Below are 14,080 nucleotides of genomic sequence, written 5' to 3'. Positions count from 1 at the left end.
TTTTATTGACAAATAACTAATGCAGAAATATTATGCATTATTTCAAAAAATTAATTTTTAATTTTTAATTTTACTTCGGCTACGCTCAGTACAAGTGAATTTTGAATTTCTCTAAGGCTTCGCCATTTCCCCAACCAGCTTAACAGCTCTTGTTCACTGATTGGTTGTTTGCGAGATTGTAGCTTTAAAACTGCATCTAGTTCTGCTGCACTTGCGCCTGTTTTTTCTATCCAGAAATTGATCAAGGCTTGACGTTCTAAAAGTATTTGCCCTAATCCCAAAGCTTTTTGGAGTTGTAGTTGTTCTTGTTTACCCACCATCTGTACAACAAAGTCGGTGGTATCAGCTTTCTGCAAGACTCCGGCTAAAGCTTGGATGTATGCCTCGCTATTATCTATGATTGGTGTATCTAAAGCTACTGGCTTGCCAAAGCGGCGATTCTGTGCCCAAATTAGCACTAATAGCAGGATACCTACTTGCACTAATATTGGAAATAAAGGAGTTTTTGCAAAAAAGCTAGATAAATCTCCTTCGCGTTCTTTCTTCCTGACATCGGCATCTTTATAGCCGTGAATGTATTCATCGACAAATACTGTGTTACTTTTTACAGTTACTAAGCTGGCTAGATACTTGAAATTACTTAAGTAATCTTGGTAGGCGTTGGCGGCTAAATAAGGAGTGGTAGAAAAAATCACCTTTCCCTTATTGTAATTTTCTTCCCAGACAACAGCACCAAAGCGATCGCCTAAATCAACTTGCTTGGAGTTAGCTTTCTTATATCGTCTACGTGTATCAATTTTGATATTACCTTGGGGAGATTTCTGCATAGTGCTAAACTCCGCTTCTGTAACCCGCGCCCCCGCACCCAAAATTACCAAAGTATTTCCTTTTTCTACCCATTCACGCTCTTGACTATCCAGTATCCTCTCCCTTGGATAGCCGCTTATCTGTAGGACGGTAATTGGGCTGTTCTCTGGCTGAATATCACTAAAAGGCTTTTGCCAGCGCTTGATAGAAATTCCCTGCTGTTGCATAAAAGCATACCAAGCACCATAACCATCAGAGGCGCGGTTATAGGTAGAGCCAGTGTTAATTTTAGTATTATTGGGAGCCGCGATCAAACTAAGTAAAACGATCGCTGCTAGTGCGATCGCTCCCATCCAAGCAAGGCGATTTGAACGTTTCATCTTCGACTTTACTCTATATAGAAATTAGGGATTGGGTATTGGGAAAATTCTTCCCCAGTCTCCAGTATGATAAATGCTAAAGCAGTTTTATAATTCATTAAATGCTGCTCTCATGTGGGAATTTTAATCATAAACTCGGTTCCCATACCTGGTTGAGAATTCACATCTAATACACCTTTGTGTTTCTCTACAACTATTTGATATGCTATCGACAAGCCAAGTCCAGTGCCTTTACCAACGACTTTTGTGGTAAACAACGGCTCAAACAAGCGTTTTTTAAGCCGTTCAGGAATACCAATCCCATTGTCAGCAATCCGAATTACAACCAATTCTTCAGAATCTATTTCTGTTGCAATTTTAATCTGAGGAATTAGATTGCTCATTTTGCCTTGCGTTATGGCTTCATCAAGGGCATCAATTGCATTTGCCAGAATGTTCATAAATACTTGATTCATCTGTCCTAGATAGCAGCTAACCTGTGGTAATACTCCATAATTTTTAATAACTTCAATGCGGGGACGATCGCCATTAGCATTGAGACGGTGTTGCAAAATCATTAGTGTACTATCTAGTCCTTGGTGCAAATCAGCAGATATTTTGGCATCACTATCCGAGCGAGAGAAGTTGCGAAGTGAATTAGAAAGGTTGCTAATTCGTTCAGTTCCTAGCTGGAGTGAGTTCAAAATTTTTCCCATATCTTCGAGAACGAAGTTTAGATCCAAGTCTTCAATAGCAGTGGTAATTTTGGTTGTTGGGTTTGGATACTCTTGTTCATACAGTAGGAGCAACTCGGTTACTGCTGCAATGTGTTCTTGCAAGGGTGGAATATTACTGGAAATAAAGTTGATGGGGTTATTGATTTCATGGCCAATCCCAGCGATTAACTCTCCGAGTGTTGATAGTTTCTCTTGCTGCACTAGTCGGACTTGGGCTTGTTGCAAAGCCTTGGTGCGATCGCTAACTTGTTGTTCTAAAGATTCAGTCAATTGTTTGAGTTGTAAATGCACGCGGACTCTAGCAATGACTTCCTCTTGTGCAAACGGTTTAGGAATATAGTCTACTGCACCGAGGGAAAATCCCTTCGTTTTGCTTTCCGTATCCGCTAAGGCGGTGGTGAAAATAATCGGAATGTTTTGGGTAACAGGATTGGCTTTGAGGCGACGACAAGCTTCAAATCCGTCAATACCTGGCATTTGTATATCCAGCAAAATCAACTCTGGTTGATTGCGTTCGGCTTGAGCGATCGCACTTTCTCCATCGACTGCAACACGGAAACGAAAACCCTCACTATTGAGTGCTTCACACAGGAGAGATAAATTTGTTGGATTATCATCCACAATCAAAATAAATCCGTTATTTTGAGTTTTGCTCATGATGAATTAAAAATTAAAATTTCACTCAAATTAATTAATGTATTGTTGAATAAAAGTTTCCAAACGCTTGAGTTGGAAATTACTAGCAAGCTGGACAAGCTGCTGGACAAAAACTCTTAGCTGATCATCAGATGCAGAAAGTTGCCCAGCCAGTTCCAAAATTTTTTGAATATCGCCATCTTGTGCAAGTTCGAGTAACTGTTGTAAAACATCGTTGGCAGGATAAATCATCTCATTTACTTGATCCAAACCACCTGCCTGATTTTTTGGGATTGCGTCTACCTTACTGTCAAAAATCCATTCCAGGTGCAAAAATTGTCGTAGCATTTCCAGCAAAGTTTCAGCTTCTATAGGCTTTGGGAGAAATGCATTTGCACCTAGATCAATACTCTTGTACTGGTCAACTGCAAACACACTGGCTGAGGAAGCGATGACAGGAATCTCTTTAAATGACCCAGACTTACGCAAACGATTTATCAATTCAAATCCATCCAATATAGGCATCACTAAGTCAGTGATAATTATGTCTGGTTTGTGGGCTAGAGACTGTTCCCATGCTTCCTGACCCTGACTAGCTTCTACAACAGTAAACCCAACTGGCTCTAGTAAATTTACAATTACTGATCGATTTTCCCATTTGTCATCCGCAATCAAAATGGTGCGTCTTTGTCCTTGATAAGCAATAATAGTTCCCTGCTCAACCACTCTGGAAACTTTTGCCCAGTCTTTAGATTCTGGCAATTTTGCCTCAAACCAAAAAGTGCTACCTTTGCCAAATTCACTTTGTACCTGAATTTGACCACCCATCAACAAAACAATGTTTTGGCTGATTGCTAATCCCAAGCCTGTACCTTCAGATTGCCGTTTTTGATTTCCCACTTGCTCAAACGGCTGGAAGATTTTCTCGGCTTGTTCAGGGATTATACCTGTGCCGGTATCTATTACCTGAAAGCGAATTTTGTAGTTAGTCTGCCCATTGGCATTTGATTCTTGAGCAATGACATGAACTTTGAAAGTGACGCTGCCTTGATGAGTAAATTTAATCGCATTACTAAGCAAGTTAATCAGTACTTGCCGCAAGCGTTTTTCATCAGCATGAATGCCCGTTGGCAAATCAGGATCGAGTTCGACCTGAAATGAGATAACCTTTTGTTCTGCCCGGATGCGGCAAATTTCAGTCACGCTATCTATAAAGGCAGGCAAGTAGAAATCAACAGGATACAATTCCAACTTCCGGGCTTCTATTTTGGAGAGATCCAGGACATCATTAATTAGGGTTAAAAGATGAGAACCACATTGATAAATAACGCTGACTCCTTTGCGTCCTTTCTCACTCAAAGATTCTGTGCGTTGGAGGATTTGTGTAAAGCCCAGGATGCCGTTGAGGGGTGTGCGTAATTCATGACTCATATTGGCGAGAAATTCACTCTTGGCTTGGCTGGAGTTTTGAGCGACTTCCTCTGCAAGGCGTAGTTCTTTCTCGATGCGCTTGCGCTCGACAATTTCAGTTGAAAGCGTTAGATTGATAGCTTCTAATTGGGCTGGGCTGGGTAGTGTCAGAGCTTGAGGCATGAGATAAAATAACGCAAATGCCGTATATATCGAAATAATGGCAGTTAGAGCTTTTAAAGCACCTGCAATCCAATAGTCTGGATGCCAAAGCGTCCAAATATCCATCAAGTGTCCAGTACCGCAGGCAATGATAAAAGCACCAAATAATAAAAAGATTCCATTGAAAGGAACGTCTTTGCGCTTGGAAATAAAGTAAATTAGTAAGAAGGGAATAGAATAATAGGCAAGAGCGATCGTGGCATCAGAAATAATGTGGAGCCAAACTAATCCAGTTTGCCAGAGATAACAATGTCCGTGGGCAATAAAACCGTTAGAGTGGAAAGGATAGTTGAAAAATGTCGGCATAATACTAGGGGTTGCTGGATTTGAAATATATACCAATAACCCTAGTATTCCCAAACCATCAAGTGGAAAAGCGCGATCGCTAATTTTTTATATTAGTTTTTATTATTACGTAAAGTCCTAGCGTATCAAGAAAAGATGGTGTCTGGTTTGCGACGCCGAATAGCCGGTACTTCTCTACGAGACGCTACGCGTAGCTTGCTTCCCGAAGGGTACGACAAGCTCAGTGACCATCGTAGACATCGCCCGCAAAACTTACAATATCTATTGATAAAAAAATCTCAGCCTGCCCAATCCCTGTATCATAAATATTAGAAACCTTTTGTAATTATTTGAAAACTGGGACTATGGAGATTTTGACACTAGGTTGGGTATCACTGTTAGTTGTGTTCACTTGGTCAATTGCAATGGTAGTCTGGGGACGTAACGGACTATAGAGGCATGGTGGAAAGTCCATTCTTGAATATTTTGGCTTTATTTGCTGTAGTGCTGCTCGTAGTAGTCACTGGTGGTATTGGTTATTTGACCCTGGCAGATTGGCGCGATCGCCGTCGTCGAGATGAAGAGAAACGCACCACCCGCAGTGCCACTCCCAAACGGCGATAATTCGCATGTGATTGAAAAATGTTTTTGTAGGGACACGATTTTATCGTGTCCCTACACTGTTTTTTATAGCATTTAAAGGAAATAACTGTTATCTTTGCGATCGCTAGGGGAATCATGAGATAGAAGACTTCCAATATTTAAAGTCCCACTGGGAATGGAAAACTCCTCTACTACTCAACCCATAGAACCAAATTCAGAACAGCAAGAATCTCATTCAGATATGACATTCCCCTTGCGTCAGAATGAGCAACAAAAAGCCTTGTCTGGAGTTATTGCCCGCATTCGCGAGTCTCTAGACATAGACGTGATCTTCAAAATTACAGTCACTGAAGTCCGCCAACTTCTGAAAAATGATCGGGTTGGCGTGTTTCGTTTTTATCCTGAATTGGCATGGGAAGGGGAATTTATCTATGAAGATGTGGCAACAGAATGGGATTCAGCACTAGCAGCTAAACTGCGCGACCACTGCTTTGCGGAGGATTTTGCAAAACTATATCAGCAAGGTCGGATTCAAGCAATAGCTGATATTTATCAAGCTAATGCCAGTGATTGCTACATCCAAATTCTAGAAAGATTTCAGGTACGTGCCAATATAACTGCCCCCTTGATGAAAGGTAAAGATTTATGGGGATTGCTGTGTATTCATCAATGTAGTAGTCCTCGGGAATGGGAAGCATCAGAAATTGAGTTTGTCCAACTCATTGCTGAACATCTAGGAGTTGCTTTACAGCAAGCAGATTACCTGGAACAAGTAAAACTACAATCGGCACAACTAGCACAAGCAAAAGCCAGAGAAAAAGCAGCCCAATGGCAGAAAACTATAGCCATAACCATTGAGAAAATTCGTCAATTCCTAGACTTGGAAAGCATTTTCCACACAAGCACTGGAGAACTTAGGCAACTGCTAAATGCTGACCGCGTGGCTATTTATCGCTTCAATCCCGATTGGAGTGGTGAATTCGTGTTTGAATCAGTGGCAGAGGGTTGGATTTCCCTCATCCATGAACAATTGCAGCGGCCGGAATTGAGGGAAAACGTCAGTGAATGTAGCGCCAAAGATTTAGCTAAACCTCCAATCGCTGACACCTACTTACAAGATACCGAAGGTAGTAGCTTTAGCAGCTGTGAAGTATACCGGATTTGTAATGATATTTACAATTCCGGCTTTAGCGACTGCTACATTAAAATTTTAGAGATTTATCAGGCAAGAGCTTATGTAATCATTGCCATTTACCACGGTCAAAAACTCTGGGGCTTGCTAGCAGTGTACCAGAACGCCAGAACCCGTGATTGGCAAAAAGATGAGGTTTACTTGCTTACCCAAGTTAGCACCCAACTAGGTGTGGCTTTGCAGCAAGCGGAATTTATTCAACAGATGCAAATCCAAGCAGCACAGATCAGCAAAGCTGCTGAAAGACAAAGGGCGTTGGCGAACACCGTAGAAAAGATTCGTCAGTCTCTGGAAATTGAAGCCATATTTAAAACCACTACTCAAGAAGTCCGACGGCTATTAGAAGTGGAACGAGTCGCAATTTATCGCTTCTATCCTGATTGGAGTGGCGAATTTGTCGCCGATTCCATTGTTGATGGCTGGACACCAATGGTTAAGCCGCAGCCTGTGACAGAAGGCGTTATGGTGCAAGGAAAACAAGCGGGTAAGTATGCACGTAATGAAGCTTTTGTACCAATTTCTCAGGGCGAAAAGTTGTGGGGATTGCTAGTAGCTTATCAAAACTCCCAGCCCCGTTATTGGCAAGATGAGGAAATCAACTTATTGGCGCAAGTTGGCGTTCAATTGGGGGTAGCATTACAGCAAGCTGAGTCCTTGAAACAGATGCAGGTGCAAGCCCAAAAACTGGCTCAAGCTGCCGCACGAGAACGGAAAGCAGCCGAAAGAGAGAAGGCTTTAGCCGCAACGGTGGAGAAAATTCGCCAGTCTCTTGATATTGACACCATCTTTGCCACCAGTACAGAAGAAGTCCGGCGGCTATTGGAAGTTGATCGAGTCACAATCTATCGATTCCGCGCTGGTTGGAATGGCGAATTTGTTGCTGAGTCATTAGCCCAAGGTTGGACACCAGTCAGGGAAATTGTACCTGCGATGTCTACGACGGGCGTAGCTGCCTCAGATAATTACTTGCAAAAAAACCAAGTAGGAGACTTTGCTGATGGTAAAACTCTTGTTATTAAGGATATTTACAGCACCGATGATTCTATTCCTTATATAGCCCTAATTGAGCTAATGGAGGCTAGGGCATATATGATTGTGCCGATTTTTCAGGGTGAGAAACTTTGGGGATTACTAGCAGCTTATCAAAATATCCAACCCCGTGATTGGCAAGAGGCTGAGGTAGATTTGCTGATGCAGATTGGTACTCAGTTAGGGGTAGGACTTCAGCAAGCGGAATTACTCGAACAGACTCAACGTCAAAAAGAAGAAATTACCCAGACTCTTAAAGAATTACAGCACACTCAGAGCCAGTTAATTCAAAGTGAAAAAATGGCAGGCTTAGGGCAGTTAGTTGCTGGTGTATCACATGAAATTAACAACCCGATTAGTTTCATTTACGGCAACATCACTTATGTTACTGAACATGCCGAAAATTTATTTAAAATACTCCGCCTATATCAGAAACAGTATCCTAAGGCAACAGGAGAAATTCAAAAGCAAGCAGCAGCACTGGATTTAGATTTCATTAGTGATGACTTGCCCAAAATTCTTACTTCAATGAAGATGGGAGCAGATCGGATCTCTCGATTAGTCTTGTCATTACGAAGTTTTTCTCGACTTGACGAATCAGGAATGAAGCCTGTTGACCTTCATGAAGGTATCGACAGCACTTTGCTAATTTTACAACATCGACTGCAATCACAGACTAATTCTTTTGCTATTGAGGTAGTTAAGCAATATGGTGAATTGCCCCCATTAGTCTGCTATGCGGCCCAGATAAATCAGGTGTTTATGAATATTCTTAACAATGCGATCGATGCACTGGAAAACTCAGAGAAAGCTGGAAAAATAATTGACAATCCTAAAATTTGGATTCGTACAGAAGTCATAGAAGGGAATACTATTCTGATTTGCATTACTGACAATGGTTGTGGGATTCCAGAGATGATGCGATCGCGCATTTTTGAACCTTTCTTTACCACCAAACAACCTGGACAAGGTACTGGTTTGGGGTTATCTATTAGCTACCAAATTATTGTGCAAAAACACGGCGGTAATATCAAGTGTGTTTCTGAACCTGGTAACGGCTGCGAGTTCTGGATAGAAATTCCGATGAAACGGACAGTTAGTTAAAAAAATCAGGCGATGCCTTCTCTACGAGACGTTGATGACTTTAAAGATTTTTCTGCGATTGTAATTGTTGATTGGTGTGCAGAGGACACAGAGGAAGGAGAGGAGAGGCGAGAACGCACTGTAGAGATTTTCAGGCGATCGCTTTTTTGTTTCGCGCAAAGTCGCAGCGAAGCGATCGCCTACTCCAAATCTTCTATACTTCTACTATGTAAAGGTAATCAAATTCTCTATGATTACAAACACTAATACCCAAATGAATACCAATCAATATCCATTTGCTGAAGAATTAATCACAGATGCTCAAGGTAACATTCGTAAAGTAATTATAGATTTTCAAGACTATCTACGCTTATTAGAAGTGATTGAAGATGAAGGATTGATATTAGCAATCAAGGAAGTACAACAAGAAACACCATTAAATATTAATGAAGCATTAGCCGAATTAGAAAGAGAGTGAATACCCAGTATCTATCTAGTAAAAAACCTTAGAAATTATTGAATCTCTAAAAGGCATTTCTATTTAAAATAGGATGAGTAAGGTTATTATCTTAGATTTTGCGCCTGTGGGAGAATTACTAGTCAATCACTTTTGATTGCTGCTTTAGGAGACAAAAAATGACCATACAGCTACAATTGAAACCAGAAATAGAGGCTCGTCTCATTGCTGAAGCTGCTGCACAAGGTTTATCGGTAGAAGCTTATCTTGCATATCTGATTGAAGATAGTTTAACCAGCCATGAAGAAAAATGTTTTTATCAAGTATCAACTCAGGAAGAATGGGAATCTATATTAACAGATTTAATAAATAGCCCTGCTTTTTATTTAGCACCAGCACTTTCAGATGCAGCGATTAGTCGAGAGAGTATTTACACCAGAGAAGATGAAATCTTATGAGCTATTTGGTGGATACTAATATTTTGCTTTAAACGTTTTTCTGCGATTGTAGTTGTTGATCCGCGCAGTGTTACACCGCAGTCTTAATTATATTGTCAGAGCGATGCCTTCTCTTCTCTACGAGAGGCTACGCCAACGAGACGCTACGCGAACGGCGGGCAACTCTTGGAGAGGCTAACGCCAATACCTACGCTTTTTTTAACGAACCGCAGAGGCACAGATAACACAGAGAAAGGAGAGAAGAGGCGATGCCTACGGCGGGCTTTGCCTACGCACTATGGAGATTTGGAGGTGCGATCGCCTTGATGATAAAGTTAGGTTAGGCGCTACAAAACAAGCCAGTCACTTTATCAACGCACTACCCATTTAAGCCACCTTACAAAAAGTCGGTTTTGGAAGTGCTTCTCCGGTGGCTTCATAAGCCATTATCAGTGACTCCAATGCTTCAGTACCATTTGCAACAGCTTCCTCATAAGTATCGCCATGCGTCCGAAAAGGCTGTCCAGGGAAATCGGGAAATCCGACTAAAAAGCAGTTGTCTTCATCAGACCATTGAATTAGCATTTGATATTTAAATTTGCTCATCTTATTGATTCTCTCGCTGTTTTTCTTCTACTTCTTGAATTGCTTGTTGAACGTCTTTCTCTTGATAGCGTTTTGCGTCTGAACTGTCTTTACCAGAAACCGTGAGTTTTCCCGCATATAAAGGATGTATCCAGTTTGTATGACTTCCTTTACCTGGGATTTCTGTAAAATTTGCTCTTGCCAGCATTTGTTTAAGTTCCCTGATTTTCTTTGGCATTGTCAGGTTTAGACGCTTAATTAATCCCAAGATATCGCACTTACAGCAAATTGGGGAATGCGATACTTCAAGACGAGTCCAGGGGAAATGTATTTCTAATGAAGTAGGTTATGCGATCGCTTAATTGATAAGCTGTTCGTCATCTAGTTTTACAAGGCAATCTAAAGCAGCAAACAGTTTCAGGCGCTAAATTATCAAATTTAGATGCGCGTCAGCTTAATACTTACCTCGATCAGGAACCGATTCTTGATCCATTGGATAAGCTGTCGCGTCTTTAATTTTCCAGAGTGTTCTCCTTGCAACAAGGGTTCCAGACCATGAAAAGTGCAAGTTATATACGCGACAGCTTACCATGTAAGCGTCGGGACTTGATCAGGAAACTAAAATAGCCATTCACGCTAAAATATAATATAACTACCAATCCTAAAACCAATTAATATCTACTCGTGTGATTAAACTATGTACTTGGAAGGTACTTATGAACAATAATCAACCTATCACAGCACAATCATCAACTACACCCCGCGCTGATTTATTATTAGAAATTGAACAAACTCCAGAAGAATATCTCCCAGAATTGCTGCAATTTGTACGTCTATTTCGTCAAAGTGTGATGATCAAACAGACATCATTGAATCACTGGGAAAATGCTATCAATGAAATTAATCATAGTGATACCGTTAAACAACGAGAGAGGAAAACAAATATTAAAAACTTATTCGAGTCATGGAATGAGTTAGATGACCAACAAGAACAACAACAAACCTTAGAAATTATTGAATCTATGAAAGGTATTTCTATTTAAAGTAGGATGATTAAGGTTATTATCTTAGATTCTACACCTGTAGGATTAATTACTAATCCAAAAGCAACGCCTCTCGCTGTGCAATGTCAAGAATGGTTTTATACGCTCTTTGAAAGAGGATATGAAGTAATTTTACCAGAAATTATAGATTATGAAATTAGACGAGAATTGTTAAGGGCAAATAAATTATCAGGAATTAGAAAACTTAATCAACTCAAGTCAGAAATCATCTATCTTCCTATTACAACCGAAGTGATGTTGAAAGCAGCAGAGTTATGGGCACAAGTCAGAAATCAAGGTAAATCTACAGCAGATAATAAAGCTTTAGATGGTGATGTAATTCTGGCATCTCAATCTATTTTAGTTGCTAATTATGGGCATGAGGTTATTATTGCCACAAGCAATAAAAAACATCTATCTGTTTTTATTGATGCTAGAGAATGGCAAGAAATTTAGAATGTGTCCTCTGCGATCGCTTTTTTAACGAACTCCAGAGGCGCGACACAGAGGAAGAAAAGAGCGATCGCACGGTGGAGATTTTGTAGGCGATCGCTTTTTTGAACGAACCACAGAGGGAGAAGAGGGCGATCGCATGGTGGAGATTTGAGGGGCGATCGCTTTTTTATCTCACGCAGAGTCAGAAGAGAGCGATCACACGGTGAAGATTTTGCAGGCGATGCCTTCGGCGGGCTTCGCCTACGCTTTTTTATCTCACGTAGAGACGCGGAGGAAGAGAGCGATCGCTAACTGTAGAGGGAAAAATTAGAGATTGCTCAATAATTAAGGACTTACGAGATTTTCTCTCCTAAGATGTTGGTTTGAGCTTATTATGGAACGAGGTGCAGTTTAAAATAGGAATACTTTGGGTACAAAATAATGCTAATTCAACTTACTATACAAAACTTTTTGTCTTTTAGAGATGAAGTTACCTTCAGTATGGTGGGGGTTAGCAGTGACCAACAACACATAGATCATCTTGCTGAAAATGCCGCAGGTAAAGGGCGTTCGTTGCTGCCTATTGCTGCAATTTATGGTGCAAATGCAGCCGGCAAGTCAAATCTCATAGAGGCTCTCAACTTTGTACAAAATCTTGTTGTAGAAGGTACTCGAAGTAGTAAATCCATTCCTGTTTCCCCATTCAAACTTAGTGATTATAATAAACAGCCCAGTAAGTTTGCATTTGTTTTTACATATCAAGAAACTCAATATTCTTATGGATTTAAGTTGAATAGAGAACAAATTTTTGAGGAGTGGCTTTATGCCATTCCTCGTGGTAAAAAGCAAGAAGTTATGTACTTTGAGCGGATCACTTCTGTAGAAAAAGAAACGAGTCTAGACTATGGTTCAGTACTTAAAGGTAGAAGTTATAAACGTAAACAATTTTTAGATTTTATTGCAGAAGGAACTCGTCCGAATCAACTTTTCTTAACAGAAGCGATTGAGCGTAATGTTCAAACTTTACTTCCAGTTGCAAACTGGTTTAGAAAAGTACTAACTATTATTCCAGCAGAGGCAGATTCTCGAGGTTTAGAAATTGGAATACTTGGTAATGAATCTTTTACAAATTTTCTCAGTGAGTTTCTTCAATTTGCTGGAACAGGAATTGATTCTATAAGTACTGAAGAAATTGAGCTAGATTTTGATCAACACTTTCCAACTATGCCTAAAACTGTAAGAGAGAATTTTCTTGAGAAGCTTGCGGAAGCTGATGATAACTCAGTAGCAATGATAGAAAATACAAGAGGTAAACGGTATCTCCTTGTCAAAAGTGAAGGCGGTCAATTAAGCTTAATTCAATTAAAAACTCAGCATCGTCATGAAGATGGACATCTTATTGATTTTACGATTGAAGAAGAGTCAGAAGGAACTCAACGCTTGATTAATCTTGTTCCATGTCTCTTTCTCTTAAAGGAAGAAACTGAAAAGGTCATTTTTTTAGATGAACTTGATAGGCGTTTGCATCCTCTCCTATCTCGATGTTTTGTACAAGCAGTAATAGATTGTAGAGAAAAAAGTAATCAATTAATCTTTACAACTCACGATACAAACCTACTCGATTTAGATTTACTACGACGTGATGAGATTTGGTTTGTTGAGAAGAACCAGCAGGGTATGTCCAACCTTTATTCTTTAGCAGAATTCAAGATTAGACCTGACCTAAAAATTGAGAAAGGTTACTTAAATGGTCGGTTTGGAGCTATTCCTTTTTTTGGAGATCCACAAAATTTAGGATGGTTTTGTGAAACAGATAAATCTGTAGAGATGAGCCAGAAGTGATGGGAAGAATCAATCGAACTAAACTACTGGATCGTCAGCATGACCGAAGAGATGCAAAGCTTTTCATAGTAGCGACTGAGGGTAAAGAAACAGAAAAGCAATATTTTGGAATGTTTCATAGTACCCGAATTAAAGTAGAAGTGTTAGCTACTGGGGATGATGGTAAATCTGCTCCCCAATACGTGTTAGAACGCTTGAATACCTTTAAGGAGCAATATGATTTAAATAAAGACGATATGCTTTGGCTTGTCCTTGACGTAGACCGTTGGGGAGAAAAGAATTTGAGTATGGTGTGTAGTCAAGCCAGACAAAAAGATTATTATTTAGCTGTCAGCAACCCGTGTTTTGAAATTTGGTTGTGTCTACACTTTGAAGATTTAAACTCTGAAGATAAAACCTGCCAGGATTTTAAATCGAGACTACGAACACTTTTAGGAAGTTACAATAGTAGTAATCTAGATTTATCTTTATACAAACCTAATATTGCGGATGCAACAAATCGTGCAAAATTGCTGCACCCCAAATCTCAACACAACTGGCCTCCTACATTAGGAACACACGTATATAGGCTTGTTGAAATTCTTCTCCAAAGCTTGAGTAACTAATTTCAGAATAAAACACAAAAAACTTGCCTCAAAGCCTACGGTGGGCTTCGCCTACGCACAGTGGAGATTTTGCAGGGGATCGATCTTTTTAAACGAACCACAAACTAAGCAAATAATTATTTTTCCGCTATTTTAGCAGCGATTGATCTACCAATATTATGGAAATATTCATTTGTTAAACCTCTAGTTACAGGATGTTTAGCTATAACAAACACAGTCTGACTATTTTGACAAATTAATAAATCTTCTGAAGTTGGTGAAAACTCAACATCCGTTATTTTTTCAGTTATTCTTCTCCAAGAATATTCATATC

The 14,080-nt window shown here is 40.0% G+C and carries 15 protein-coding genes; 10 read left to right on the top strand and 5 right to left on the bottom strand.

All coding sequences use genetic code 11. The features are described from left to right. Positions 1–50: 50 nt before the first annotated feature. The 3 genes from V7K30_RS33975 to V7K30_RS33965 form a co-directional block, all read right to left on the bottom strand. Positions 51–1,187: a DUF4350 domain-containing protein gene (locus V7K30_RS33975; protein ID WP_335006993.1), complete on the bottom strand. Its 1,137-nt coding sequence runs from the start codon at positions 1,185–1,187 to the stop codon at positions 51–53. 110 nt (positions 1,188–1,297) lie between these two features. Further along, entirely contained in the window at positions 1,298–2,560 is a 1,263-nt protein-coding gene (locus tag V7K30_RS33970; RefSeq protein ID WP_335006991.1) for a sensor histidine kinase, read from the bottom strand. Positions 2,561–2,590: 30 nt separating this feature from the next. Next, positions 2,591–4,477 (bottom strand): ATP-binding protein, encoded by a 1,887-nt coding sequence (locus V7K30_RS33965; protein ID WP_335006989.1) that lies wholly within the window; start codon positions 4,475–4,477, stop codon positions 2,591–2,593. 344 nt (positions 4,478–4,821) lie between these two features. On the opposite strand from V7K30_RS33965, the gene petN reads away from it, so the two are divergent. From petN to V7K30_RS33935, 6 genes are all read left to right on the top strand, one after another. After that, a complete protein-coding gene (gene petN / locus V7K30_RS33960) occupies positions 4,822–4,911 on the top strand; it encodes a cytochrome b6-f complex subunit PetN (protein WP_012408302.1) in 90 nt (29 codons plus the stop codon). A 4-nt stretch (positions 4,912–4,915) separates the two neighbouring features. Then, a complete protein-coding gene (locus tag V7K30_RS33955; protein ID WP_335007059.1) occupies positions 4,916–5,080 on the top strand; it encodes a hypothetical protein in 165 nt (54 codons plus the stop codon). Between the two features lie 154 nt (positions 5,081–5,234). Next, positions 5,235–8,384, top strand: a complete 3,150-nt coding sequence (locus V7K30_RS33950; RefSeq protein ID WP_335006987.1) for a GAF domain-containing sensor histidine kinase — start codon at positions 5,235–5,237, stop codon at positions 8,382–8,384. A 12-nt stretch (positions 8,385–8,396) separates the two neighbouring features. Further along, positions 8,397–8,630: a hypothetical protein gene (locus V7K30_RS33945; RefSeq protein WP_335006985.1), complete on the top strand. Its 234-nt coding sequence runs from the start codon at positions 8,397–8,399 to the stop codon at positions 8,628–8,630. Between the two features lie 7 nt (positions 8,631–8,637). Further along, positions 8,638–8,841, top strand: coding sequence for a hypothetical protein (locus V7K30_RS33940; RefSeq protein WP_335006983.1), 204 nt, complete (start codon positions 8,638–8,640; stop codon positions 8,839–8,841). Between the two features lie 158 nt (positions 8,842–8,999). Further along, positions 9,000–9,278 (top strand): hypothetical protein, encoded by a 279-nt coding sequence (locus V7K30_RS33935; RefSeq protein ID WP_335006981.1) that lies wholly within the window; start codon positions 9,000–9,002, stop codon positions 9,276–9,278. 366 nt (positions 9,279–9,644) lie between these two features. Here the strand turns inward: V7K30_RS33935 and V7K30_RS33930 are convergent, their stop codons facing one another. Both V7K30_RS33930 and V7K30_RS33925 read right to left on the bottom strand, forming a co-directional pair. Further along, positions 9,645–9,863, bottom strand: a complete 219-nt coding sequence (locus tag V7K30_RS33930) for a type II toxin-antitoxin system HicB family antitoxin (protein ID WP_335006979.1) — start codon at positions 9,861–9,863, stop codon at positions 9,645–9,647. A gap of 1 nt (position 9,864) precedes the next feature. Continuing rightward, positions 9,865–10,080 (bottom strand): type II toxin-antitoxin system HicA family toxin, encoded by a 216-nt coding sequence (locus tag V7K30_RS33925; protein WP_335006977.1) that lies wholly within the window; start codon positions 10,078–10,080, stop codon positions 9,865–9,867. A gap of 478 nt (positions 10,081–10,558) precedes the next feature. Between V7K30_RS33925 and V7K30_RS33920 the strand changes: the two genes are divergently transcribed. From V7K30_RS33920 to V7K30_RS33905, 4 genes are all read left to right on the top strand, one after another. Next, positions 10,559–10,885: a hypothetical protein gene (locus V7K30_RS33920; RefSeq protein ID WP_335006975.1), complete on the top strand. Its 327-nt coding sequence runs from the start codon at positions 10,559–10,561 to the stop codon at positions 10,883–10,885. Between the two features lie 6 nt (positions 10,886–10,891). Then, positions 10,892–11,341 carry a type II toxin-antitoxin system VapC family toxin gene (locus V7K30_RS33915; RefSeq protein ID WP_335006973.1) on the top strand — a complete coding sequence of 150 codons (450 nt, stop codon included), beginning with the start codon at positions 10,892–10,894 and terminating at the stop codon, positions 11,339–11,341. Positions 11,342–11,761: 420 nt separating this feature from the next. Further along, the gene (locus V7K30_RS33910; protein ID WP_335006971.1) at positions 11,762–13,162 is read left to right on the top strand and encodes an AAA family ATPase; all 1,401 of its coding nucleotides are present in this window, start codon (positions 11,762–11,764) and stop codon (positions 13,160–13,162) included. Beyond that, entirely contained in the window at positions 13,162–13,767 is a 606-nt protein-coding gene (locus V7K30_RS33905) for an RloB family protein (protein ID WP_335006969.1), read from the top strand. The genes V7K30_RS33910 and V7K30_RS33905 overlap by 1 nt, the downstream gene beginning before the upstream one ends. Positions 13,768–14,080 lie beyond the last annotated feature (313 nt).

Source organism: Nostoc sp. (assembly GCF_036917655.1).
In the GTDB taxonomy this organism is placed as follows: Bacteria; Cyanobacteriota; Cyanobacteriia; order Cyanobacteriales; family Nostocaceae; genus Nostoc.
Note: the sequence above shows the minus strand (reverse complement) of the source record. Positions and strands in the feature narration are given on the sequence as shown.